At 44.1% G+C, this 25,904-nt stretch carries 24 protein-coding genes, 3 tRNA genes and 1 pseudogene; 15 read left to right on the forward strand and 13 right to left on the reverse strand.

Translation table 11 applies throughout. From position 1 onward, the window contains the following. Window positions 1-14: 14 nt before the first annotated feature. The 3 genes and pseudogenes from MK127_03890 to MK127_03900 all read right to left on the reverse strand — a co-directional run bounded on the left by MK127_03890 (window position 15) and on the right by MK127_03900 (window position 2,457). On the reverse strand, window positions 15-1,709 hold the full coding sequence (locus MK127_03890) for an amidohydrolase family protein (protein MCH2531940.1): 1,695 nt from the start codon (window positions 1,707-1,709) through the stop codon (window positions 15-17). Between the two features lie 91 nt (window positions 1,710-1,800). After that, complete coding sequence (locus tag MK127_03895) at window positions 1,801-2,037, reverse strand: DUF427 domain-containing protein (GenBank protein ID MCH2531941.1); 237 nt, start codon at window positions 2,035-2,037, stop codon at window positions 1,801-1,803. A 258-nt stretch (window positions 2,038-2,295) separates the two neighbouring features. Then, window positions 2,296-2,457, reverse strand: a pseudogene (locus MK127_03900) (DUF427 domain-containing protein). Between the two features lie 226 nt (window positions 2,458-2,683). On the opposite strand from MK127_03900, the gene MK127_03905 reads away from it, so the two are divergent. Beyond that, window positions 2,684-3,415, forward strand: a complete 732-nt coding sequence (locus tag MK127_03905; GenBank protein ID MCH2531942.1) for a hypothetical protein — start codon at window positions 2,684-2,686, stop codon at window positions 3,413-3,415. Window positions 3,416-3,446: 31 nt separating this feature from the next. Here the strand turns inward: MK127_03905 and MK127_03910 are convergent, their stop codons facing one another. After that, on the reverse strand, window positions 3,447-4,775 hold the full coding sequence (locus tag MK127_03910) for a Rieske 2Fe-2S domain-containing protein (GenBank protein ID MCH2531943.1): 1,329 nt from the start codon (window positions 4,773-4,775) through the stop codon (window positions 3,447-3,449). 149 nt (window positions 4,776-4,924) lie between these two features. Between MK127_03910 and MK127_03915 the strand changes: the two genes are divergently transcribed. Then, window positions 4,925-6,271: a Rieske 2Fe-2S domain-containing protein gene (locus MK127_03915; GenBank protein ID MCH2531944.1), complete on the forward strand. Its 1,347-nt coding sequence runs from the start codon at window positions 4,925-4,927 to the stop codon at window positions 6,269-6,271. Here MK127_03915 and MK127_03920 read toward each other — a convergent pair whose 3' ends face one another. The 4 genes from MK127_03920 to ruvB all read right to left on the reverse strand — a co-directional run bounded on the left by MK127_03920 (window position 6,272) and on the right by ruvB (window position 9,046). Then, window positions 6,272-7,477, reverse strand: coding sequence for a Gfo/Idh/MocA family oxidoreductase (locus MK127_03920; GenBank protein ID MCH2531945.1), 1,206 nt, complete (start codon window positions 7,475-7,477; stop codon window positions 6,272-6,274). A gap of 58 nt (window positions 7,478-7,535) precedes the next feature. After that, window positions 7,536-7,609, reverse strand: a tRNA-Gln gene (locus MK127_03925). A gap of 48 nt (window positions 7,610-7,657) precedes the next feature. Then, a complete protein-coding gene (locus MK127_03930; protein ID MCH2531946.1) occupies window positions 7,658-7,978 on the reverse strand; it encodes an NIPSNAP family protein in 321 nt (106 codons plus the stop codon). Between the two features lie 33 nt (window positions 7,979-8,011). Beyond that, a complete protein-coding gene (gene ruvB / locus MK127_03935; GenBank protein MCH2531947.1) occupies window positions 8,012-9,046 on the reverse strand; it encodes a Holliday junction branch migration DNA helicase RuvB in 1,035 nt (344 codons plus the stop codon). Window positions 9,047-9,184: 138 nt separating this feature from the next. On the opposite strand from ruvB, the gene MK127_03940 reads away from it, so the two are divergent. The 3 genes from MK127_03940 to MK127_03950 all read left to right on the forward strand — a co-directional run bounded on the left by MK127_03940 (window position 9,185) and on the right by MK127_03950 (window position 13,384). Next, entirely contained in the window at window positions 9,185-10,831 is a 1,647-nt protein-coding gene (locus MK127_03940) for a methylmalonyl-CoA mutase family protein (protein ID MCH2531948.1), read from the forward strand. Between the two features lie 91 nt (window positions 10,832-10,922). Continuing rightward, complete coding sequence (locus tag MK127_03945) at window positions 10,923-12,224, forward strand: aromatic ring-hydroxylating dioxygenase subunit alpha (protein MCH2531949.1); 1,302 nt, start codon at window positions 10,923-10,925, stop codon at window positions 12,222-12,224. A 20-nt stretch (window positions 12,225-12,244) separates the two neighbouring features. Further along, window positions 12,245-13,384, forward strand: coding sequence for an amidohydrolase (locus MK127_03950; GenBank protein ID MCH2531950.1), 1,140 nt, complete (start codon window positions 12,245-12,247; stop codon window positions 13,382-13,384). 61 nt (window positions 13,385-13,445) lie between these two features. Here the strand turns inward: MK127_03950 and MK127_03955 are convergent. The 5 genes from MK127_03955 to MK127_03975 all read right to left on the reverse strand — a co-directional run bounded on the left by MK127_03955 (window position 13,446) and on the right by MK127_03975 (window position 15,287). Beyond that, window positions 13,446-13,520 (reverse strand) — tRNA-Gly (locus MK127_03955). Between the two features lie 14 nt (window positions 13,521-13,534). After that, window positions 13,535-13,610, reverse strand: a tRNA-Phe gene (locus MK127_03960). A gap of 67 nt (window positions 13,611-13,677) precedes the next feature. Then, entirely contained in the window at window positions 13,678-14,085 is a 408-nt protein-coding gene (locus MK127_03965) for an Lrp/AsnC family transcriptional regulator (protein MCH2531951.1), read from the reverse strand. Window positions 14,086-14,201: 116 nt separating this feature from the next. Next, the gene (locus tag MK127_03970; GenBank protein MCH2531952.1) at window positions 14,202-15,017 is read right to left on the reverse strand and encodes an SDR family oxidoreductase; all 816 of its coding nucleotides are present in this window, start codon (window positions 15,015-15,017) and stop codon (window positions 14,202-14,204) included. A 54-nt stretch (window positions 15,018-15,071) separates the two neighbouring features. Continuing rightward, complete coding sequence (locus MK127_03975; protein ID MCH2531953.1) at window positions 15,072-15,287, reverse strand: twin-arginine translocation signal domain-containing protein; 216 nt, start codon at window positions 15,285-15,287, stop codon at window positions 15,072-15,074. Window positions 15,288-15,573: 286 nt separating this feature from the next. On the opposite strand from MK127_03975, the gene MK127_03980 reads away from it, so the two are divergent. From MK127_03980 to ccsA, 10 genes are read left to right on the forward strand one after another with little or no spacing between them, the layout of a single operon-like run. Next, window positions 15,574-15,876 carry a hypothetical protein gene (locus tag MK127_03980; protein ID MCH2531954.1) on the forward strand — a complete coding sequence of 101 codons (303 nt, stop codon included), beginning with the start codon at window positions 15,574-15,576 and terminating at the stop codon, window positions 15,874-15,876. 21 nt (window positions 15,877-15,897) lie between these two features. Next, complete coding sequence (locus MK127_03985) at window positions 15,898-16,470, forward strand: cytochrome c family protein (GenBank protein ID MCH2531955.1); 573 nt, start codon at window positions 15,898-15,900, stop codon at window positions 16,468-16,470. 8 nt (window positions 16,471-16,478) lie between these two features. Next, window positions 16,479-18,725: a molybdopterin-dependent oxidoreductase gene (locus MK127_03990; GenBank protein ID MCH2531956.1), complete on the forward strand. Its 2,247-nt coding sequence runs from the start codon at window positions 16,479-16,481 to the stop codon at window positions 18,723-18,725. Window positions 18,726-18,785: 60 nt separating this feature from the next. Then, the gene (locus MK127_03995; protein MCH2531957.1) at window positions 18,786-19,451 is read left to right on the forward strand and encodes a 4Fe-4S dicluster domain-containing protein; all 666 of its coding nucleotides are present in this window, start codon (window positions 18,786-18,788) and stop codon (window positions 19,449-19,451) included. Beyond that, a complete protein-coding gene (locus MK127_04000) occupies window positions 19,444-20,817 on the forward strand; it encodes a hypothetical protein (GenBank protein MCH2531958.1) in 1,374 nt (457 codons plus the stop codon). The genes MK127_03995 and MK127_04000 overlap by 8 nt, the downstream gene beginning before the upstream one ends. Before the next feature lie 14 nt (window positions 20,818-20,831). Then, the gene (gene nrfD, locus MK127_04005) at window positions 20,832-22,205 is read left to right on the forward strand and encodes a polysulfide reductase NrfD (GenBank protein ID MCH2531959.1); all 1,374 of its coding nucleotides are present in this window, start codon (window positions 20,832-20,834) and stop codon (window positions 22,203-22,205) included. Between the two features lie 9 nt (window positions 22,206-22,214). Continuing rightward, entirely contained in the window at window positions 22,215-22,727 is a 513-nt protein-coding gene (locus MK127_04010; protein MCH2531960.1) for a DUF3341 domain-containing protein, read from the forward strand. A 3-nt stretch (window positions 22,728-22,730) separates the two neighbouring features. Continuing rightward, a complete protein-coding gene (locus MK127_04015; GenBank protein MCH2531961.1) occupies window positions 22,731-23,384 on the forward strand; it encodes a cytochrome c in 654 nt (217 codons plus the stop codon). Between the two features lie 40 nt (window positions 23,385-23,424). After that, window positions 23,425-23,937: a cytochrome c-type biogenesis protein CcmH gene (locus MK127_04020; GenBank protein MCH2531962.1), complete on the forward strand. Its 513-nt coding sequence runs from the start codon at window positions 23,425-23,427 to the stop codon at window positions 23,935-23,937. A 9-nt stretch (window positions 23,938-23,946) separates the two neighbouring features. Then, window positions 23,947-25,899, forward strand: a complete 1,953-nt coding sequence (gene ccsA, locus MK127_04025) for a cytochrome c biogenesis protein CcsA (protein ID MCH2531963.1) — start codon at window positions 23,947-23,949, stop codon at window positions 25,897-25,899. The last annotated feature ends 5 nt before the right edge of the window (window positions 25,900-25,904 follow it).

The raw sequence follows: 25,904 nt of genomic DNA on the forward strand, positions 1-25,904 counted from the left end.
ATTCCTTTTATCCCCTACACAAAAGCAAGAGCCTTACTCCTCGCCACGCGGCCAGGAAGAGCACCTGTATGTATCCCATTCTTCAATAGAATTTCCCCATTCACAATTGTAAATAAAACTCCTATCGCTTCTTGCTTTAATCTGGTCAATCCACCAGGTAAGTCATCCACTTCCTCAGGTTCCAAAGCACCCACTGTATCAGGGTCAAAAATAACTATGTCTGCATTAAATCCTGGGCGTATCAGGCCTCGATCATACAATCCATATATAGAGGCCTGCATAAACGTTAGCTTTCTTACAGCTTCCTCTAATGAAAGGGCTTTTTCTTCACGAACCCATCTACCAAGGACCATTGTGCTGTACCCATAACCTGCCTCAAAAACTACATGCGCTCCAGCGTCAGATAAGCCTATCAAGGTATAAGGACTGGATATCAACGCAGCCATAACTCCACCGTCAGCTCCCTGCTGTGAATTTTGCAGCCCTGTCCCCAGTTCTTCATCTACCATCAATTCTAAGAAGGCATCTAATACCTCTTTCCCTTGGGATTGAGCCATTTCAGCAATGCTCATACCTTGGAAATGACGATTGGCCTCTTTCAATGTTCTGGTAATTAAAATACGATCCCATTTAATTGGTAATGCGCCGATCGGCAAATCATCGCCATCAACTGCTTCTTTCTTCAAAGCATCTCTTAGATCCATATCATTAAAAGCAGCTATTTTCTCCTGTACTGTACCAAGCATTATTGGTCGCCACGTTGGGAGTCGGTCAAAAATTTGCGCATTTCGCATTGTGAAACGCTGTGCTGAAGGGCGGGGATTCACAACCGGGTATACTTGGTACCCTTCGCTTATCCGCTTCTCCACTAGATCAAGATGCATTTTCCATCTATCGGGTTCGTTTGAATTATGAACGATTTGATTGTATACAACCGGTCTATGTGAAACTTCACCAAGCCTTGTCGCAAACCCATCTCTAATTTCTAATGGGTACGCAGCCCCGCATTGGATGACTCCTGCCCCAACATCTTTGAGCGCAGTTGCAAGCTCATATAACTCTTCTACGGGAGGTACAATTCCAGGAATAGGTCGGCCCAATAAATCCATATGCCCACGATTGCGATTAAATGAGATCCCTAAAGCTCCAGCCTGAATAGACTCTCTGAGTAAATCTTTCATTTGCGATAATTCAGCTTCAGTAGCTATCTCACGTTCATAAGCATCTTCACCCATAACCCAGCGTCTTATAGCTGAGTGACCAACAAGTGAACCCGCATTAATACCAAGATTTTGATCAATAAAATCTAAATACTCACCAAAGGAAGTCCATTCCCAAGGTATTCCTTCTTTTAAGCTTTCCATCGGAATAGCCTCAACTCTCGAAAGCATCATAGCGAGGTCTTCGCGATCTTCAGGCTTAGTAGGTGCCAGAGTTAGCGAACAATTGCCAAAAATTACGGTTGTAACACCGTGTTGTGGAGAAAAAGTACATAACGGATCCCAAGTAACCTGAGCATCAAAGTGACAATGGTTATCAATGAAACCAGGTGCTACGACTAAGCCAGAAGCATCAATTACTTGGCGAGCAGATGTCCCAAGGTGGCCTATGTCAGTTATTCGTCCTTCTACAATGCCAACATCCGCAATAAATGAAGGCATCCCTGAACCATCAGCAATCCGACCATTTTTTATCAGTAAATCGTACATATTCCCTCCTGTAAGTACGTTTCACCAACTATCCCAATCAGGCTCAAAGACTACTCCGAGTGGCGAGTTCCAGCAATACAAATAGAGAATGCTAATCCCAGCGAGTTTTGGGGCGGGTTTCCAAAACCCCGTCCACATACATGTCTACTTTACCTTGAGGGAAACAAATGCAATTTTGAATCGCAGAGACTTCCGGGATCGGATTGTTATAAACCCAAGCTATATCCTCAATGGATTCTTCTTCGTTCTTAAAGTCATAGTATTGCGCCTCACCTTTGTAAGGTGAAGGAATTTTTCGAGAATTTTGCGCAAGGTATGAAGTTATCACGTCGGATAATGGAATATAAAAACGCCTTGGGAGACCCGTCTCTACGAGCAAAATTGGACTAGTAGTTTTAGCTACGAGCAGTGAATTTATATAGATTTCAATTAGGCGATTACTACGAAGACAATCGACCCTTGTGTAAGGATCTTTGACACCGAAAAACACCTGCTCATTTTCCTCAAACCAAGCATCCACTTTGCTCCAATAGAATGCAACATACCCGCGAATATCAAGGCAGTCTTCAAGCGGTTCCGAATAGCACCACACCGCGTCTTCACTGAATGAATCCCCAACTCTGATGCTCCAATACTGAGCATCCCCTTTGATTGGTCAATGCGTTGAGCGAATTGAGGTCTCCAAAAGTTCCATCCGGACATCACTAAAAGGGAAATAATAAACAGGCTGATGGTTTGTCTCATGCATTATGAGAACCCTGCTACTACTTGCAATTGTTTCTCCCGCAAACTCCACTCGGATTTTCTTAGAAGTGGGCTCCATAAATGCCAAGTGCTCATTTATCCCTTGAGCGTTTGCACTTAATGCCCTGAAAGCTTGTGTCATGCTGACCTCCCGAAGCTAAAGAATACTGAAAAACATGCAGGAAACCTGCAGTCACGATATATTATCGCTATAACCCGAGGTAAAGCGAATGATAGAACTAGAAACTGGGGCTTGGGCTGCCCTGGCGCTTGGATTTTTATTGGGCCTAAAGCATGCTACTGACGCGGATCATGTAGTAGCTATTTCTGTGATCGCAAAAGAAGAGGCCAGCGCATGGAAGGGAATTTGGGTAGGGTTATCGTGGAGCCTAGGCCACACAACTCCTCTTTTTGTTTTAGGAATCATTATCCTTTTATTAAAAGAGGCAGTTTTAACGCATTACGTTAATTTCGCACCAACTCTAGAGCTTTTTGTAGGCTTCATGTTGCTTTTCCTAGGGTTCCAAGTGTTCTATAACCTCCAAAGAGGGACCCTTCACCTACACCAACATGAGCATGACGGACAATCCCACTTACATGTTCACGCGACCCATGCTACTGAAATCGAACCGATAAAAATCTCTACCCATAATTTTTGGAGTATGAGCAAGCCTTCCTTTCGAACGAAATCGTACGTTATTGGGGTAATCCATGGACTTGCGGGTAGTGCGGCAGTAATGCTTGTACTTCTTCCTCAAATAGAGTCTATTTGGGTTGGAGTTGGTTATTTAGTGATGTTTGGAGTAGGAACATGCATATCAATGTGTGCAATAACAATAGCGCTTAGTGTTCCTTTTGCGCTCACTGCCAACGCAAAAAATTTCAATACTTACATTGCGTTCATAGCGGGGCTAGCCAGCACAGCGTTCGGCTGCGTAATAATTTATGGATATTTCTCTTAGCAAATTCTTATTCTGATTCTTGAGTAAGGATTTACTTGGCATGAATGTCATTCTTCAATGGCGGGGTCAGAAGCGAAAATTGCCCAGGCGTATCGATAACTTTTTCAGCTTCAACAAACTCTTCTAAAATTTCACCCTCACCAGACAATGTTGCTTCCACTGTGTTATTTACAACAATATTGGTAAATGGTCCTCGCGGAATACCTTCATAACCTGGATAATCAAAGCTTTCACATGGAGCAATAATTATTTCGTTTTGAGAAGCATCTCGATACGTATTCATCGGATCTTCCCCTTCTTGAACTAATCGCATTTGCTCTTCGAGAAGCCTGCGATACATTATGACTCCAATATCTCCAACGCCTAACCTTTCGGTAGTTCGATCAGTAATGCTTCCTTGGATAATCCAAGCAACTTGATCCTGACCAATTACATAGTCACGTCGAATTTTTCCTAATTCGTCAAAGGGCTCAAATTTTTCATGTGGGATATAGTCGGTTGATTCCTCACCCGAACGTAACGCGCGCCACTCAAGCATGAAATGTAGTGTATGGGTATCATCCACCGGTACTCTGCATTGCAAATCTTGTCCGATTCTCAAAATATTAGGGAAAAATATAGGATGACCCATTTTCCAATGGTCGCTTTCCTCAGTCTCGTCTCCAACTAGTCGTCGCTTTATAATCCCATAATCTGTAACTTCAAACCCAATTTTTTTATGATCTGCTCCTCTACCGCCAATTTGCCTGTTCCAGCTATCGCGCTGCTCTATCGGCATTAATTTATTCATTTGCCAGCCACCCCAATAACGATGAAGCCATTGAAAGTGAAGAGGGTCCATTGAATTTTCCATACACTGTAACCAATTACAGGGAAGTTCAACTGACCAAGTTGTGCGAACACCAGGCCAAACCAACATATCGTAATTGGGCAAAAGGGGAGCAGGCGTAGGCCCTAAGTAAAGCCAAATAACCCCAGCTATTTCCTGAGCTTTATAGGCCTTAATTCTCACTTTTTCTTTGAATTTTGAACCTTCAGGTTCTGAAGGTTGATCAACGCACTGACCATTCTCATCGAAAATCCACCCATGATAGGCACATCGGATACCGTTTTCTTCAGGAACCCCATATGCCAGACTTGCTTTTCGATGGGCACATGACGGTTCGATTACACCTACTACTCCCTTTGTAGTTCGGAATAAAACTAGATCCTCGCCTAATAATCTAATTTCTTTAGTAGGATTGTCCAAATCCAATTCTGCACTAGCAGCTATTGGGTGCCAGTATCGACGCATAAGCTCACCCATAGGAGTACCTGGTCCTACCTGCGTTAGACGGTCATTCTGCTCTTGGGTAAGCATTTTCCCTCCAGTGAAAATTCAGATTTTCTATTAGAAATATTAACTATTTTAAGAAGAGATGGAAATCCCTAAAACAATATAGTTCATATGTGGTATTTTATCCGAAATAAGCTTTGCTTGCGTCTCGCTAGTTAAAGGAAGGCACGTAAATGTTGAGGCAATCTGATAATGAATTATTGACACGAGTAGGGCCAGGTACTCCCATGGGGGAACTCATGCGAAGATATTGGATTCCTGGCATCTTGTCATTTGAAGTAGTTGCTGATGGTAAGCCCCATCGTACTAGGCTACTGGGCGAAGACCTCTTGGTAATGCGTTTTAGTTCAGGGCAAACAGCAGCTATGGTCCCTTCGTGCCCTCACCGAGGAGCATCTTTATTTTTTGGTAGAAATGAACAAGAAGGCATTAGGTGTGTTTACCACGGTTGGAAGTTTGATGAAGAAGGGCATTGCATAGACATGCCGTCAGAACCACCTGAATCGAATTTCAAGAGCAAGGTAAGTATCAAAACATATGCGACTAGGGAAAGGAACGGGGTTATCTGGGTATACATGGGCCCTAAACAAGACACCCCACCAGATTTACCGGAGCTCCAGTGGAACTTGGTGCCTGAAGCACATTGCTATCTCACAAAGCGAGTAGCTCAAAATAATTATATGCAGGCAATGGAAGGCGAAATTGATTCCTCGCATTCAGGGTTTTTACATTCAAGATTCGTCGATCCTTTTTCCGGGACGGAGCGTACCGGTGGTACTTATCAACAAGGTCTAGTTTACAAAATGAATGACCGACATCCACGCTTCCAAGTACTAGATACTGATTATGGAGTGTTAATTGGTGCACAACGTAACGCTGAAAAAGACTCTTACTACTGGCGTATCACACAATTCTTATATCCATTCCACACTATTATCCCTCCTTATGGCGATAACCCTGCGTTCAGTGGGCATGCATGGATCCCAATGGATGACGAGCATACGATTGCACTTTGCTTTACTTATCATCCAACTGAAGAATTAAGCCCCACTATGATAAGAGGCCTGCAGAACGGGCCAAGGGAAGGTCAAGAAGGATTACATCCTACGGTACATGCATTTCTTCCACCTTCTAGCAAGCCTGAGGCGAATTGGTGGCCGAAGCATCATATCGACAACGATTTCAATATTGACTGGGATATACAAAAGGAAATTCAATATACGGGACTTCCAGGCACCTGGGTACAGGATTCAGGTATGCAAGAAACCATGGGGACTATAGTCAATCGCGGAAATGAGCATCTTGGCATCAGTGATAGTGCCATTATCAGAACTCGAAAGGCACTCATACGCGCAGCAAAGCTACTGAATGAGCACGGAATAGAACCCATCTCTGTACAGAATCCAACTGGGTACAATGTGCGCTCAGCTGCAGTCGTTCTAGCCCGAAGCGAAAACTGGGTTGAGGGATCAGAATATTTTAGGCATGCTTCTAGTAGCGTGAATTACTCAGCGGTGTAGCTAACTGTCAAAATCTAGAGTAGGAACCTGGTGATTAAGCATAACTTCTTTTCTTGACCCCGCAGACTCAATCATTGCAAGGCACACTTCCATTGTAGCTTTTGCCCATCGACCATCATGTATCACTTTCTTCTTGGAAAAAATTGCGTGGTAAAGCTCTTCAATAACCGCGCCTCTTCCTTGTAACCCTACCCAAGGTTCTGGGCTAACTAACTGAAATCCATCATCCGAATAAACACCTACGCCATCAGGTAGCATACGAAGATCACCATTATTACAAGTGACAATGAAAGAACCCAATTCTCCTTGCAATAGAGATCCAGATGTTTGGGGTTTAGCAGAGCTGAAAACAGAGTTAATCCCACCAAATCCTGTATCTACGCGCATCGCCACTTCGCCTTCAGCATCGACTGCGGAGGATAGAATTCGCTTAGTAGAACCGTATTGGGTAGATTTTTTGGGGCCTTGATTGTTGGATAATTCAGACGATTCAAAATGATCATAGCCACTATAGGTTAGTGTTGCCGATACCCCGTTATGAAACTCCAAAAAGGCATTACAACTTCCTTCTGTATGTCGAAGTGGATCCAAGTCATACATTGATGCTTTCACACTTCGTGCCAATCCTCCCGCTATGAAACGAATAGCATCCACTTGATGAGGTATCTGGTTGTACATGATGCCTCCACCAAGCTTACTGACAAGTTCCTCGGGTCTTCGCGGGCGGTACAGAAAATCGGTATATGCGGTAGCACTCATAAATGCGAGTTCCCCAAATTCTTTCTCAACAACAAGCTTTCTCATTTTTTGTACTACTGGATTGAAGCTCGCGGTATGACCCACAATTAAATGAACTCCCAAGCGTTCCGAAGCGGCTATCATGGCATCACAGTCGTCCATCGAAAGTGCCATCGGTTTTTCTACAATTGCATGTTTTCCGGCTTCGGCAGCCATTAAAAAATGCTCGACATGTAGCGCATGTGGCGTTGCAATATAAACTGCATCGACCGAATTACTGCTGCATAAATCTGCTGCATTTTTGTAGGCTTCACCCCCGAATTCAGATTTGAATTTTTCCAAATGCTGAGGGTATAAATCAGCAGCAGCAGTGACTTGGACATTAGGGTGCTGAGCCAAGGCTGTTAACATCCCCGATCCCGCGCGTCCTAACCCAATAACACCAATGCGTAACTCTTGCCTTTTCATTTCACTTTTTGTCCATCTATTCTTAATCAAGACTCTTATTTTTAGTGGGGAGAAGAATTGGCTGCCCCGTTAGGATTCGAACCTAAGTCAACAGATTCAAAGTCTGCTGTGCTACCACTGCACCACGGGGCAAAGTCAAAAGCACATTCTACTCTTAATTAAGCCATGGCGTCATCACCCTTAATCAATTGAAATAGTCGGCGAAAATGAAGTTTTAATCCAAATTGAATTCTGGATATTTGCCACTAGTGGGCCATTTTCCTCAGATTTTGCAAATGCAGTTGCTAATTCGGGATCTTTTCGGAATTCTGCCCATTTTGATAGGCGTTCATTATCATCTTCCCATTCAAGGATGTAATGAAGCTTCGTGTTGTCTCCGATTCCTTCAGTCCAGTAGCCCAATGGTCGAAACCCGTACTTCAAAAACATTTGATGCGTTGTGTCTTCAAACCGTTTCGCAAGAGCACGCAGTTTTCCAGGCATTGCAGTGTATGTACGCATTTCATAAATCATTATTTATTTCCACTTCTCACTTTAATTTTCCCACATGCTCGGCTGCGTTATGTTGAATTTTGAGGGCAAACTCATACCCAAATGTTCATATGCAGCACGTGTAAGCGTTCTCCCTCTCGGTGTCCTATTCAAAAAACCTAATTGAATTAAATAAGGTTCATAGACGTCCATGAGAGTATCCGATTCTTCACCAGTAGATGCCGCCAAAGTATCGATGCCTACAGGGCCTCCGTCATATTTTTCAGCAATAGTGGTTAAAAGCCGGTGATCAATTTCATCTAACCCCAGATGGTCCACTTCAAGCAGTCCCAAGGCTTGCGATGACACTTCTTGTGTGGCACGTCCATCAGCTCTAACTTGAGCAAAATCTCTTACCCTTCGAAGTAGCCTGTTTGCTACTCGCGGGGTTCCTCGTGATCTACGAGCTATCTCAGTGATTCCACCTTGATCAATCTCTAAAGTCATAATGCCGGCTGATCTTCTAACTATAGATTCCATAGCCGATTGATCATAATAATCCAATCTATATACTGTACCGAATCGGTCCCTTAGCGGGGCACTAAGCATTGAATACCTTGTGGTCGCACCGATCAAGGTAAATGGCTCTACTTTCAGGTTTATGCTTTGTGCCTGAAGACCTTTACCCATAACCCAAGACAAAGAAAAGTCCTCCATTGCAGGATATAAAATTTCCTCAACAACTTTTCCTAATCTGTGGATTTCATCAATAAACAGTACATCTCCGGCCTTTACCTGAGTAAGTAACGAGGCCATATCTCCTGGTCTTTCAACAGCAGGGCCTGCGGTGATACGAATATTAGATTGCATTTCAGCCGCAATAATACTGGCTAAAGTTGTTTTACCTAACCCTGGAGGGCCATAAAGTAATACGTGGTCAAGAGGTTCACCGCGCTGCTTAGCTGCGTCCATCCCAATAACTAAGTTATCCTTAACTTTGTCTTGGCCAACATAGTCCGATAGTTTCCGCGGGCGCAAGCCTCCCTCAGAATAAGAATCCTCATCATTTATGTTTCCTGAAACTATCCGATCAGTCATAGCAATTCCTGTATTCAGCAGAATGATTGTATATACGGCTTTAAGCAATGGGCAATGACATATTTCCATGAATTAGCTTAAGCTGCCAATTTGCTATTATTGAAGATACATTGCGGCTGACGAAAATGAGAGGTCTTTATGAGCGATCAGGAACTCAATCGATGGAAACAAAACACCTATGACCCTGCCAAGGCTAAATTTCCTGAGAGAAAGTCAAGTTTTCTATCAGAGTCTGAAATTCCAATTGAGCCGCTTTACTACGGAGAAAGTCCCGACGAAAAAATAGGGTTCCCAGGCGAATACCCTTATACCCGGGGGGTTCAGCCGTCTATGTACCGAGGTAGGTTCTGGACAATGCGTCAATACGCCGGGTTCTCGACGCCAGAAGACTCCAATTCAAGATATAGGCATCTACTGTCCCAAGGTCAAACTGGCCTTTCTGTGGCGTTTGACCTACCTACCCAGACGGGATACGACGCAGATCATAATATGGCTTATGGAGAAATCGGGAAGGTTGGAGTTCCCGTTTCTACTCTTGCTGATATGGAAATATTGTTTGATGAGATACCTCTCAGTGACGTGACCACATCCATGACGATTAACGCCACCGCACCAATGCTCTTAGCTCTCTACCTTGCAGTAGCACATAAGCAAGGGGTTCCTCATGAAAAAGTGGGAGGCACTACGCAAAATGATATTTTGAAAGAGTATATCGCTAGAGGCACTTACATTTTTCCTCCAAAGCAATCAATGCGCTTAATTACCGATATGTTTTCATACTGCGCTAAAGAAGTTCCTCTTTGGAATACTATAAGTATCAGTGGCTATCATATGCGAGAGGCTGGGGCAACAGCACCTCAAGAGTTAGCTTTCACACTCTCCAATGGAATGGCTTATGTACAAAGCGCGATTGATGCGGGGCTAAATGTTGACGAATTCGCGGATCGGCTTTCTTTCTTTTTCGTCGCGCACAATAATATTTTCGAGGAAGCTGCAAAATTTAGAGCCGCTCGAAGAATGTGGGCCGATATAATGAAAAATCATTTCAAAGCAAAAAATCCAAGATCATGGGTATTAAGATTTCATACTCAAACTGCGGGGGTTACTCTTCAAGCCCAACAACCTGAAGTCAATGTTATTCGAACCACGCTTCAGGCCTTAGCTGCCGTACTTGGTGGGACCCAATCACTGCACGTTAATTCAAAAGATGAAGCTCTTGGACTACCTACAGAAGAGTCAGCCACGCTTGCGCTTCGAACACAACAAGTGTTAGCCAATGAGTCCGGCGTAGCTGATACGATTGACCCTCTGGGGGGGTCCTATTTCGTAGAAAATCTCACCAATACTATCGAGCAACAATCGCGAGAATACATGGAAATAATTAATAAATTGGGCGGAGCAGTTGCAGCAATTGAAAAAGGATTTCAAAAAAAAGCAATCGAAGATTCTGCATACAAGCATCTAAAATTAGTAGAGAGTGGTGAAAGGGTAATTGTTGGAGTTAATGCCTTCACCAATGACTTCGATGAGCAGGTTAAACTACAAGTAATACCTAAAGATGCTGCGGAGCGACAGATAAAGCGTCTGAAACAAGTACGTGAAGAACGCGATAATTCAGCCTGTGAAGCAGCATTGAAGCGATTACAAGATTCTGCACGAAGCACAACAAACGTCATGCCTGCAATACTTGAGTGTGTTCAGGCTTACACCTCTCTTGGTGAAATTTGTGACACGCTAAGGAACGAATTTGGAACATACCGCTCGGAAGCTGCTAATTTGCTTTAGCCTCTGTTGACTATCAAGGTTAAGGTTTTCCGGGGATTGTTGTGCCATTTTACAGTGCTACAATGCGGTTAATAATTCCTGGGAGGAAATTATGCTTTCTGCATTAGATAATGAACGACTCACGCAAGTGGGGCCTGGCACTCCAATGGGTGAATTAATGCGCCGTTACTGGCATCCCTTCGCAGCTGCTACAGAATTAGACGGAAAACCGACTAAGTCCGTGCGTCTTTTGGGTGAAGACCTAGTCGTTTATAAAGATAAATCTGGAACTCTTGGGCTTATTGAGCGATTTTGTCCTCATCGAAGAGTCGATCTTTCGTATGGAATCCCCGAAGAAAATGGACTTAGATGCATGTATCACGGGTGGATGATGGACGAAACCGGGCAGTGCATTGAACAGCCCTTTGAAGAAACAGTAAGGCCTGACGGCAGATTTAAAGAAAAAGTTAAAGTTGCTGGATATCCAGTTCAGGAAATGGGAGGTCTCCTATGGGCATACATGGGTCCGACCCCTGCGCCCTTAATTCCAATGTGGGAACCGTTCACCTACGAAAACGGTTTTTCTGACATAGGGATAGCTGAGCTTCCATGCAATTGGCTGCAATGCCAAGAAAACTCGCATGACCCAGTTCATCTTGAATGGTTACACGGATATTGGGGGGTCCAACAGCAACGTGAAAAGGCCGTAGCCCTAGGTGCAGAGGAAGATTTAAGCCCGATACTGCCACGTAACCACAAAAAAATAGGGTTTACTGAATTTGAACATGGAATAATTAAACGTCGTGTAGTAGAAGGTACAACCGAAGATGATCATGACTGGAAGGTAGGACATCCCGCATTATTCCCAAACATTCTGTTTGTGGGTGACGGGGTTAAATGCAACTTCCAATTCAGAACCCCCGTAGATGACGAAACTACTCTGCACATCACCTGGTTCTTCTACAAGGCAGCTCCAGGTACTACTCTACCTAAGCAGGAAAAAGTTCCGCATTTTATTGTTCCCATATATGACAATGCGGGGAATTTAATCCCGGATTTAGTCAATCATCAAGATTTCGTGGCATGGATAACCCAAGGTTCTAATGCAGATCGAGTGGGTGAAAAACTAGGGGAATCCGATAGAGGGATAATCCTGCTTCGCAAGCAACTCAGCGACCAAATGCAAATTGTCGAAGACGGCGGAGATCCGATGAATGTCATTCGCGATCCCAGTAAAAATAAATGCATTGAATTGCCCTTAGAAAGATGGCCTTCACTCCAAGAAGTGAGCAGGATATCCAAATATTTCACAGCGCAAGCGGGTGAAAGTGATCAACTAAAAGAAGATATCCAGTCAGTTCTCTCAAGCTGGGATCAACATGCCGAAGAAATTATTGCGAGCAATCGCGGATAAGGTTTTCAGAGGAGAAAAAGATGTCTAAAAATGGATTTTTGGTTTTCGACAGTGATATGCACATCATGGAGCCACCAGACCTTTGGCAAAAGTACATTGATGAAAAATACAAAGTGCATGCCCCTATAGGCCTAACATCTGAAAACGTAAGAGACCTAAGGGTTACTTGGCCTGAGGACGGCGATAAAGCCACGCCTGGTGGTATTAATAGATTGGGGCACAATTACGAACGTAATCAAAAACTCTATAAAACTGACTCTGAACGTGGATGGGTTTCCCAAGTACAACTTGAAGCAATGGACACTGAGGGCATTGATGTAGCAGTAATGTTTCCAAGCAGAGGATTAAGTGTGCTTACTCGCCCTAACATGGACACTGAGTTCGCTGCGGCTATAGCAAGGGCATATAACGACTGGATGTACGATTTTTGCTCGCTAGATCCTAACCGTATGTATGGGGCAGGAATGATTTCGGTTTATGACATCGATGACGCCGTCAAAGAAACCAGGCGGGCTGTAAATGAATTGGGCTTTAAAGCAGTTTTTGTTCGATCAAATGTTGTGATCGGAAAGCCATGGCATGATCCGTATTTCGAGCCCTTGTGGAATGTCCTTGAAGAGCTAGATATACCCATCGGGTTTCATGAAGCTACTGGGTCGATGTCTAAACAAGCAGGAGAGCATTTTGACAATTTCATGCTCAGGCGTATCTACTCCCAGCCCTTCGAGCAAATGATGGGTATGGGTAGTTTCATAGGCGGGGGAATATTGGAAAAACATCCTGAACTTAGAGTAGCGTTCTTGGAAGCCAATTGTGCTTGGCTACCATGGCTACTTTGGCGCGTAGAAGAGGCACATGAAAGAGAATTAGATGCTTACATGCCAGAGCTGACAATATCTCCAACTGAGCTGTTTAAAAGGCAATGCTGGGTATCTGTAGAACCTGATGAAGAACCGGCAAAATATGCCATCGACTACGTTGGGAGTGACCAACTTGTATTTTCTACTGATTATCCACATGGTGATTCCCGATACCCAGAGGCAGTTGATGCGTTCATGGAACTCGGGATTTCAGATGAGGACAAGCGAAAAATTTTATGGGACAACTGCGCAAGGTTTTACAAAGTTGAAGCGCCTATGCTTGCTGCACCCAAAGCCTAATCAATATTTTTTAGATACTAAAATAAAAGAAGGCAGCGTTGCTGCCTTCTTTTTGTTTTCCTGGAGGGGAAGACGGGATTTGAACCCGCGACCTTCTCCTTGGCAAGGAGACGCTCTACCCCTGAGCCACTTCCCCAAATACTAAAAACGTGGTGCCGAGGCCCAGACTCGAACTGGGGACACCAGCATTTTCAGTGCTGTGCTCTACCGACTGAGCTACCTCGGCCTGAGGGATTAATGCTACGAAGCAGTTTGTGTACTGTCAAGAAAATAGCAGTCAAACAAAATATGTATTAATTTGGCAAACCTGGTCCAGCTGTTCGCTTTCGGGTCTCCAAGCTAACAAAGGTTTCCGTTTGCCTCACTCCTTCAACAGTACCAACTTTATGATGCAAGAATGAAGCAAGGGCCTCAGAGCTAGCCAGATTTACCCAAATGAAAATGTCATAGCTGCCAGTTGTAATAGCTACATGCTCCGTTTCAGGCAAGTTAACCAACTCATTTGCAACGCCTTCTACACGTGAGGGGTCTACTTGAAGGCCTATAAAGGCGGATGTGTGAAAACCCAATTGCTCAGGTTCAGCCATAGCTAGCACTCTGATAATTCTATCCTCAAGAAGCTTCGAAAGCCTGCGCCTTACAGTCCCTTCGCTGACTTCTAGCTGGCGTGCCATTTCAGCATGTGTCGCCCTACCATCAATTTGCAGGATTTCTATTATCTTTCTATCTAACTCGTCCAGGATGCACCTCTAGGTACGATGAGTTGAACCAAAGCAACCCTATACTGGGCAGGCTTTAAGGTCAAACCATATAAAAGTCACTGTGCCGTGATAGTTTGCCCGCCATCAACTACTAACGCATGCCCCGTTACGTAAGAAGACTCATTCGAAGCCAGAAAAAGTACGCAATATGCAACTTCTTCCGAGAGTCCCAAGCGGTGTAAACCAGCGACGCGCTTTTCACTGGCGATTTTCTGCTCTTCCGTCACTTGACGAGCTCTTGGGGGATATTCTCGAACGCGATTGGTTTCTATTGGCCCAGGGCAAACGCAATTGACTCTGATCTCTGGCCCATAATCAATAGCTAATTGGCGAGTAAGGTTAATTATTCCTGCCTTAGTAGCGCTATATGCAGGATAGTTAGGACTAGCCAAAATACCTAGACTGGATGCGGTACAAACAATATTGCCATGACCCTGTCTCATAAAAATTGGTAGTGCAGCGCGGACTCCATGAAAAATCCCATAAAGATTTAATTGAACAACGTGATCCCATGCTTCCTCAGACATTTCGTGTATTTTCTGCCGGACTCCTGTACCTGCATTTAAAAACAAAATATCAAGTCCACCAAATTGTTCGCTAGCCGTTTTCACCATTGCTAAACAGCCAGATTCTTGGCTAACGTCCTCGCATACAAAGACTGCTTCACCGCCATCGTTGCTTATCAATTGATCGATTCTTGGGTTTCCTCGCTCCGCAATATCAACACAGACAACTTTTGCCCCTTCAAGTGCAAAAAGCCTGGCAGTGGCTCGCCCTATACCACTATCTGCACCCGTAACAATCGCGACTTTACCATGAAGTCGGCCAAGGCCTGCCATCATGCGCGGGTGCTCATCAGCTAAATCGGCCATATCCCCTCCTCATTGGTGTTCAAGTGCCAATTATCACGCCATAAGCATCAACACTTACTTTTGCGTTCTCCCGTCACCACGTGGCTGAAATATTGAACCTGCTCCTGGCAAATTTGCAGGAGTTGACTTTTTCCCTCGCCCTACTCCTAATACTTGCCCTTTGGACAAAAGCCCTAAAGAGGATACTGCCGCACCCAAAAGAGCGACTTTCTTTAAAAAGCCCCTACGCGATACATTGCCTTGGGGCGAAGAAACTGTTTGGTCTGACATAGTGTCTCCTTGATACAGACTATTGTAGATTTATCAGAATCATTTTCAAGGCCAAAAAGTGATTGTTTAAAAGATTTCCTTAAGCAAGTTTACCTGATTTCCATCAGTATTTACGGATACAAGACTCACTTTAAATTCCATATGCGAAATTCGTCACAAATAGGTGTTGACACCCCCACTACGCTGGTTTAACGTGAGCGTGTGGTTGATGTAATGTCAACTATACCCCGCCAGTAAGTAATGATCGCAGGGATCTATAATTCAGATGTCGCGAGATTAGGTGTCAATGACTGGTCCAGATCCGAATTACATATCTCTAGAAAATTGGGATGCTTTAAGCAAGCTACTTGCATCACTATGGCTGATTCTTGGAGCAGCTCTTGGATTTGCAGCTTCTATGCTTTTAGCTCATGGAATGATTCCATCGTTAGCTGCATCCAGAGATATTCCCCAAGCCATTGCAAAAAAGATGCGTGCGCCACTTTACGCTGCCGCGCTTTTCTTTGCAGGTATGGCCGCTTATGCCATCTATCTATTTATAGACAGGCTTTTTGTAATTCCTGATATTTTCAATCGAGGTGGTCAGTAGCCACTTAGGCCATTTTCTTTAATGAATACACTTACCAAAATAGTGATCCCAGCAATTGGACTAGCCGTAGCCCTGCTGCTTGCGTTTGTAGCATATTTTGTTCTGCAATCCTGGTGGAGTCAGCCGCCTGCGGTCTTAGGATTTGGCGACGGGCCAGAACAACCCATTGCCTTTCCTCACCAAGTGCATATCAATGTTGCAGGACTGGACTGTCAGTTTTGCCATAGGACAGTCTCTGCCGAAGAGACTGCTGGTATTCCTGCGGTCAATCAATGCCGTTTCTGCCATGATTTTGATCGGATAACTGGTGCAAAATCAGAATCGTCTTCTGCAGAAACTGAGATCAAAAAACTAATTGGTACTTTGGGCGAAACGCCGGATCCTGTAAATTGGGTTCGGGTTCACCGTCTGCCAGATCATGTGCAATTTCTCCATGCTCCACATATCCAACAAGGATTTTCCTGCTCCACATGCCATGGTGATATTGCAAGTATGAAAGTTGTAGAACAAGTTAGAAATCTAAAAATGAGGGATTGTGTCGACTGTCATCGCGAAAATAGCGCGCCTACAGACTGCACAACCTGTCATTATTAGGAAGGTAAATGGCACTTTCGCGTAGACAATTCTTAAAATGGGCAGGAGCTACAAGCCTAGGAGCAGTTATATTCAATGGCTGTCGTGTTCCTGATCATGAAATTCAAGTGCAAAGCCCAGTGGAATTGCCTGAGGATCTTGTTACTGGAAGAGATAATTATTACGCAACGACTGTAAAACTTGGAGCTGCAAGCGAAGGGCTTCTAGTTAGGGTTATGGAGGGTCGCGCTAAGAAAATAGAAGGCAATCCTGATTACCCCATGAATACTGGTAAGCATGGGATTCGCTCGGAATCTCTGCTTCAGGCTTTATACCACCCAGACCGCATAAAACACCCAATGGTGCGGATCGCAAAAGGCGGTCCATTCCGTAAAATTGAATGGCCAGAGGCTATTGAACGCCTCTCTACTATCTTAAAAGAGGCTGCTCCTGAATCAGTTATCCTTGCAACCCCTCCATTGAGAGGTCAGCTTGCTGATGTTGTTGCGACTTTTTCAGATTCATATGGATCAGAGCATGTTGCATTCGACACGTTAGGAGATTCAGTCTTAAGGCGAGCTTTCTCCGATCTGTTTGGCACAGATACTATTCCAGACTTCGATATTGCAAATGCAGGTTTAATTCTTAGTGTTGGTGCAGACTTTTTAGGAACGTGGGGTGACACAACACACTTCATGCGTGGGTACGGAGAATTTCGCCAGGGGAAGGAAAGATCCCGAGGCAAGCTAATTCATATTGACGCTCGTTATTCTGCAACTGCAGCAGTCGCCGACAAATGGATATATGCGAACCCAGGAACCGAAGGATTACTTGCAATGGCTATGATCTACACGATCATTAGTGAAGGGCTTGGAGATTCCGTAGTTGCAAAGCAACTGACCGGCGGGGAATCAATTGAAAAAGCTTACAACGACTTCCAACCTTCAGCAGTGGCCTCTCAGATAGGCGTGTCTGCTGAAAATATTATGGCCCTTGCGCGTGAATTTGCTGACCCCAAAAATGGCCCTGCGTTGGCAATTGGTGGCGGCCTTGCCGGTGCACAGGCAAATGGCCTATTTAATTTACATGCAATCTATGCATTGAACGCTCTAGTGGGTTCTGTGAATCACAAAGGGGGATTAATTTTCAACCCCAACCCTCATTCGCGCAATATTCCAGGGGCCACCTTGAATAAATGGAAACATATTCTGTCAGATATGCGGAGTGGGAAAACAAAAGTACTTCTTGTTAGAGACGCTAACCCTGCATACGGTCTTCCTCGCTCAATCAATCCACGAGAGGCATTGTCCAATTTAGAGACGATCGTCAGTTTCAGCAGCTTCCTAGATGAAACAACTGAAATGGCCGATTTAATACTGCCCGGAAGTTCGCCCCTCGAAGAATGGGGTTCTGACGAACCAAACCCAGGCCCAGGATACACGACTATTGCCTTCCAGCAGCCCGTGGTAAACAGGTTTCATAACACGATCAGTTTTGGGGACGCTTTGCTACAAACTTCCAAGTCTTTAGAGCTCGGACTTCCATGGGTAGATATGCGCGATGCCCTGCGGAGCTCTGCCAAAAAATTGCACGAATTGAATGCAGGATCAGTTAAGCAGCCAACTTTTGAGGAATTTTGGAAACGCTCCCTCGAGCGAGGTGGATGGTGGAATATGGACTCTACCTACAAAGCTTCTGCCCAGTTACCTCCGCTTGCAAAAAAGGCTCCAAAAGTTAATTCTGTTGACTCAGACAAGTATCCTTTCTACTTAGTCCCTTTTGAAGGCGTAGGAATAGGGGCTGGCGAGTATTCTCATCTGCCCTGGGCCCAATCGGCTCCTGACCCATTGACCAGCGCTGCGTGGACTACATGGGTTGAACTAAATCCCATTACTGCAAAGGAGCTTGATGTCAAAGATCATGACATCGTACTGGTCGAATCTAATACAACTAATGCGATTCGAGGACTTGTATATATAAACCCAGCAACACCTCCGCAGGTAGTTGCTATTCCAATGGGCCAAGGCCATAGAGCCTTCACAAGCTACGCGGCAAAACGTGGAGCTAATGTTCTCGACATAATTGAGCCCACTGAAGAAGTTATTACTGGATCATTTGCATGGGGTGGTACCCGAGTAAATGTATCAAGGACAAACCGCAAAGGTGATCTTCCAAAACTTGAGGGAATTGAACCTGCGCGTCAACTGCCACATGAGGAATTGATACTTGTTCATCGAGACCATCATGCAGGCAGTAATGGTCACAAACATCATTAAGAATAGGATTAGTTGATGGTATCGACAAAAACAAAAAAGAGGCCGGATCACAAATGGGGTATGGTAATCGATCTTGATCGCTGTACAGCATGCCAAGCATGCGTGATTGCGTGTCAATCCGAAAATAATATACCTATCAATCAGGAGTCCACTTTCCTTGAAGGCCGGGCTATCGAATGGATCCGAATTGAACGCTATTGGGAGGGAACATATCCCAATGTAAAGGCTAGGTTCCTTCCTATGCTCTGCCAACACTGTGACAATGCCCCATGTGAATCTGTTTGTCCTGTATATGCGACTTATCACAACAATGAAGGATTGAATGTTCAGGTATACAACAGGTGCGTGGGTACGAGATTCTGTGGGAATAACTGCCCTTATCACGCCCGATTATTTAATTACTGGGAACCAGTATGGCCCGAAGAATTAAAAAACCAATTAAACCCTGATGTTACTGTCCGCAGCAGAGGAATTATGGAGAAATGCACAATGTGCATTCAACGTATTCGACGGGCAACTCGAGGCGGGAAAGAAGTAGCTGATCAATCTTTCAATCCTGCATGTGTTCAAGCCTGTCCTACCGACGCTATGGTTTTTGGAGACTTAAACAATTCTCAAACTCAAGTATCAAAAAAATGGGAAGATGAAAGAGGGTATCGTGTTCTTGAAGTGCTTGGTACCAATCCAAGCGTGAAATATCTTAAGCAGGTTGAAGTAGATGCATAATGAGGTTCCAGAAATAGGCCCTTATCCTACGCATCGCGAAGTTGCGCAGGATGTCCTAGGGAAATTCCAAGTCATTAGCTCACGTTATTGGATCACAATGGCTGTACTGGGCTTCCTTGTCTTGCTCGGGATCGTTGGCTTTGTTATTAGACTGAATGACGGATTTGACAATGCCAGTAGGGCAAACTGGGGATATTTGGTTGCGACATTAGCCTTTATTGTAACTACGTTTACTGCAATGCCCGTCATTTCCGCAGGTCTACGGCTTACCAAAGCCAATTGGAGACGTTCGTTTACACGAATGAACGAGAACATGGCACTCACAGGAATTGTGGTGATGGCACTATTAATCCCTGCAATCATCGCATTGCCTCCACTTGAAGGTAGGATGAGCATCTGGTTCGAATGGCCTCAGGGTGCTCCTATGCTATGGGACATTATGGGCTACGGAACATTGGTATTGATTGGATTAGTCATGCTGTGGACATGTGCCGTACCAGATCTTGCTGCTGCGAGTGAATACCTGCCTGCCTCGCCTCGTCAAAGGTTCATTAAATGGCTTTCATTAGGTTGGATAGGCGGGACGAGACAATGGAAAATCATGTATCAAGCTACTCTCCTTATGGGAGTAATGTACTTACTTACATACCCACTAGTCCAAACTCTTATGATCTCTGATTTTAATCACGGGCTCTTACCTGGTTATAAAGATGCGATCATACCAGCGACTGTAGTTGTGAACGGGCTCCAAGGTGCTGTCGCGATGACATTAGTAGTTATGTACTGCATGCGCCGATTTGCAGGCTACGAAAGATATTTCGGGATAGATCAATTTTGGGCTCTTTCAAAACCTCTTTTAGCCTTTTCATTGTTATGGTTTTACTTCTTTTGGGCTAGCTTCATTACCTTTTGGTATGGAAGGCAGCCCGGTGAGAGTGAAATTTTGCGATTCCTCGTGCTTGAGGAATACCGTGTTCATTTCCTCATCTCGTTATTCCTAAATTTCATTGCTCCTTTGATTGCGCTGGTCTGGAGCCCGGTACGTAAGAGTATTTGGGGGCCAACCATCGTCAGTGTTGGAATTTTAATTGGAGCCTTCGTAAATCAGGTAAGGCTTTTTGTATCTGCGTTCTCAGTTGTCGATCCAGGGCAGCATGTGCTAGACCCTAGACCTGCAACACAGTGGCCTGCAGCACCTGACGTAATGATTATTGCGGGCTCACTTGCTGCCTGCATAATGGTATTTATGGCTATAAGTAAAATTATTCCGGTTGTTTCAATCTGGGAAGTTGCTGAAGGTTTAAGATTAGTGAAAGTTAGACGGTACTTAAACCGCCACGTAAGAGTAATATCAAAGTCGCATTAGTACGGATTAAATGAATGTATTACCGCAGAACATTAACTGACGCTCAAATAAATAAAGAACTTCTAGACGTTGTGTTCCGTACGCCTACCTGGTGGGTGATACTTGTATCAGCGCTAGGGCTTATGGTTGCCATAGGTGCTGGCGCATTTGGCTTCATGATGAATAAAGGTCTAGGCGTAACTGGCTTACACCAACCAGTATTCTGGGGATTTTTCATTACTAACTTCATCTTCTGGGTAGGTATTAGTCATGCTGGAGTAATGATTTCAGCGATACTTCGCCTAAGCCAAGCTGAATGGCGAAGGCCTATGGTTCGCGCAGCTGAAACGATGACTGTCTTTGCTTTAATGACCTCATTGCTGCAGCCCCTAATACATGCTGGTAGGCCTTGGAGAATTTTTTATTGGGTCTTCCCTTACGACTGGGCACGTGGTATTTGGCCCGACGTTCGATCCCCATTGGTCTGGGATCCGACCGCAATTATCACTTACCTAACTTCTAGCATACTGTTCGTTTACACAGCTCTTATTCCTGATTTAGCCATTATCAGGGACAGAAGTACAGGTTGGAAGAGAACTGTCTACGGAATCCTTGCGCTTGGTTGGCATGGGAATCCTCGACAATGGAAGCTCCAGGGAATAGCAGGGATCTTGCTATCAGCGCTAATTCTTCCTGTATTCGTTTCAGTACACAGTATTGTTTCTTGGGATTTTGGTGTCAGCTTAGTGCCATCTTGGCACGTCACTGTTTTTGCACCTTACTTCGTTATCGGAGCAGTTCATTCCGGAGTTTCAGCTGTCGTCACACTGATGATAGTTATGAGAAAACTTTACAAATTAGAAAATTACATTTGGGAAGAACATATAGATGCCGTGGCTCGATTGCTTATTGTTGTTGCCACAGCATGGCTGTTTTTCTTCTGGCTTGATATTGTGTTCGCTTTCTGGCTTAAAGAAGAGCAGGAACTTACGGTATGGAATCTGAGGCTATTTGAAGCTCCATGGAGCTGGTTCTTCCTCGTGTTTATTACAGCTTCCTATATTATTCCTGTCCCACTATGGCTGTTTAGAAGAGTACGTCGGAGTTTCACCTGGATGCTTTGGACAAGCCTTCTCGTTAACGTAGGTATGTTCCTTGAAAGGCTAATCATTATAGTACCGGCTTTGATGAGGAAAGGTCCTTGGACCTTCAATTACGATACTTATGCACCAAGCATTGTTGAAATAACACTGGTTGTCGCATCTATTGCACTTGTGTGCTTCTTATTGCTCGTGTTTAGCAAATTCTTCCCTCTGATACCTATCTGGGAAATAAAAGAGGGACAAAGACTTATTGAAGAAGTAAAAGTCGGTAACCGAGTAGTACCTGCTTTGGTTAAAGAGGATTAGGAGAGAGGTATGGCAAATAAAAAATTACTGGGACTTTTCCAAGATCCCGAACAGGTAGCAGGCGCTATGACCCAGCTGCATGATAAAGGATTTCCTCCGGAAGACATCGATATCTATTCAGGCAGCCCTTATCCTGAAGGCTCTTTTAGTGAGCATGAACCTGAAACGAGGCTATACATGTTCCCGCTTATTGGAGCGCTCGTAGGTTTCGCCTTGGGCCTATTATGGACGGCTGGAACTCAAATTTCTTACCCTCTTGTTACAGGAGGAAAGCCTCTTTTGAGCATCCCTCCTATGACTATTATCATGTACGAAAACACCATGTTAGGAGCCATAATATTTACGGTACTTGGTGTACTTTTTGAATCACGGCTCCCACGAAAGAATATGGGACTTTACGACACTAGAATCACCGAGGGCTATATTGGCATCATTGTGGATTGCCCGATTGAGCAGGCAGCAGAAGCCGAGTCCTTACTTAAAAAGGCTGGGGCTGAAGAAATAAAGAAGGAAGAGGAATAATAAGTGCTGAAAACACTTGGTAACCGCAATCTCTTTCAATTATCCGCTATTGTACTCATTTCAGTATTGATAGCGGGATGTACCCCTGGAGACCCGTTTAGATCTACAGGAACGTACCCGATTGATATATTCCAAGAGATGCACTACAACCAAACCTATAAAGCTCAAGAGCCTCCACGGCTCCTACCTCCTTCAGAGTCATACCCAGTTACCGGCGGTTATATCCGTATAGCCGACCTTCAGGATATAGAAACTAAAGCTAACCCATTATCTGACGCTACGCGTAGAGGAGCACTGGTATATAGGCAAAACTGCTCTACTTGCCATGGTCTCACGGGCAATGGTGATGGTCCTACTGGAGAAATTCTTGCCGCCTATAATGTGACTCAACCTCCCGCGTTCGGAGATGGCGACGGTGTAGTCGTAATCAGAAAAAGTGGTACCAATGTACTCAGTGCGGGGAAAGCTTATCAGTCAATAGCAGCTGGGTATGGGTATATGCCTGCGTTTGAAGGCTTACTATCCCCTGACGATATTTGGGCAGTCATAGCACTTATTGATGCATCTGTATCAGAGCGCGAGAAAACCCTAGAAGTGGTTAATGGTACACCCGAAATCGAGCGCTCATTGGAGCTGCTTAATTTCCGTCAGAACTAGCGGTTAAGTATAATTACTGCTAGGTGATACAAATATCTTTATGAGTAAAAAGCTAATTGCACTAAGCATAGTATTAATGCTTGCTCTGCCAGTTGCTACCACTGCCTATGCGATAGCTGAAACTGAGCTTCCAAGCGATCTCAAATTAAGGTCAGTAGAGCTGCATAAGAACATAATGTGCCCCAAATGTTCAGGACAAACCCTGCATCAATCTAACTCTCCTATAGCATCTTCCATGAGAGAAGTGATTAGAGAGGAGCTATTGAAGGGGAAGTCCAACGATCAGATAATTAATTTAATGGTTAATGCATATGGTAAAGAAGTCTTAGCCTCTCCTCCGATGAAGGGATTTTTCGCATTAATATGGATATTACCTCCTATAGCCCTGATTCTAGGCCTTGGAGCAATAACCTTTGTAGTAAGGAGGCTTCGCCACTCCAGACCGGAAGCCGAACTTGAAAGGCTCGTCCAGCCTCAAAAAATGAAACTAAAAATACGTAAATCCTTAAGTATGATTGATCAAGAGCTTGGCGAAAATTTCGATATTAAATAAATGGATTAAATGGCAAATTTAGGCACTTCAACTTTATTAATCGCACTCCTTCTGAATGTTTATTGCATTTCTATGGCATTCTTTGGAGCTAAAAAAGACCTGCGAAGCGCAGTCCTCAGTGCACGGAATGCTAATTATCTAGTTACTTTTTCGTTGCTTATTGCGGTTTGTGTGTTAGTAGCAGCATTTTTACAGCATGATTTTTCAATTATCTATGTTGCAGAGCATAGCAACCTCGCTATGCCACGTATTTATACATGGGTGGCTTTCTACGCAGGCAACGAAGGTTCATTACTCTTTGTAGCGTTTGCATTAAGCCTTATGTCCTCAATTTCATTGAGCATGATTCCTCGTAGAGTTGGTGTACTCAGCCCTTATACTAACGGTGTCATTTCCGTAATCATTCTTTTCTTTATAGTCGTTCTAATTTCACTTGCTAATCCATTTAGCGCACAAGACTTAATCCCTGTCGACGGAAAAGGAATTAATCCCCTACTAACCCACCCTGGGATGTTCATTCACCCTCCAATGATCATGACAGGATTAATTTCTATTTCGGTGCCTTTTTCCTTAGCAATGGCCGGCCTTATTTCCGGTCAAATTAATGACGACTGGGTAGACATAGGTAGAGTATGGGGTTTGGTGGCATGGGTGTTACTTGCTATCGGATTATTACTTGGTTCATGGTGGGCATACACCATCCTAGGGTGGGGAGGGTATTGGGCATGGGATCCAGTTGAAAACGCCGCTTTCATGCCCTGGCTTGGACTTACAGCTTTTATACATTCAATAATGGTACAAAAACGCCGTGGGATGTTTCGAATGTGGAATATTGCGTTGATCAATATTAGTTTTGCGCTTGGGGCATTTGGAATATTCATTAATAGAGGAGGACCAGTTCCGTCAGTTCATTCCTTTGGTGCCTCAACACTTGGCTGGGTATTCTTATTGTTCCTAGCAGTCTCAACGATCATTTCGTTTGGGCTTTTCTTTTACCGAATGTCCTTATTGAAGGGCAGTACGTCCTTAGAGTCTGCGCTTTCGCGTGAAACTGCGTTCCTTGTCAACAATTTATTTTTACTAGCAATCGCATTTTTTACTCTATGGGGGGTTGTCTTTCCAATCATTTCTGAAATCACTACAGGTGAAACCATCACCGTTGGTGAACCGTATTACAATCAAGTCAATGGTCCCTTGATGCTAGGGCTTATATGCTTAATGGGAATAGGCCCTCTTCTCCCGTGGAGAAAATCAAACCTATCTCAAGTTAATCGCATTCTTATAGTTCCGTTAGTCAGCACAACCATTGTAGTTATCGCAATATCGCTGCTTTTCCAAATAACCAAACCTATTGTTATCATTGGAATTGCAGTATCCACCCTTGCCGCAATTTCGGTCTTCCAGGAATGGATACGTGGGACAAAAGCAAGGCAATCATCGACTGGTCGAAATTATCTACTTGCCTTTTGTGATCTAATTCTCGCCAACCGACCAAGATATGGCGGGTACATCGTACACATAGCCATAATAATGCTCGCATTCGGAATTTTAGGTTCATCCTTTTACAATTCTGAAAAAGATGTTTTCTTAGCAATCGGAGAATCTACCGAAATTGAAGATTATTCGATTGAATTTACAGGAATCCGAACAGAAATATTTCCTGATAGAACGGAAAGAATAGCAGATCTTAAAATTACTAAAGGTGACAATGAATTAGGCTCAATTGGAGCGTGGCAGGGAATATATCCTTCATTCTCGATGCTTTCTACTCGAGCGGCTATTAGATCGACTCCAATTGAAGATTTATATGTGATTTTTAGTGAAACACAGCCTGACGGTAAAACCGCAGCATTTAGAATACTGGTAAACCCTCTAGTTTGGTGGATGTGGTTATCAGGACCTTTTGTAATATTAGGTACAATCGTTGCACTATGGCCTGCTCGCAAACGAACAATCATCTAGTCATC

The sequence above is a fragment of the Dehalococcoidia bacterium genome, assembly GCA_022449765.1.
In the GTDB taxonomy this organism is placed as follows: domain Bacteria; phylum Chloroflexota; class Dehalococcoidia; order Lucifugimonadales; family Australimonadaceae; genus UBA2963.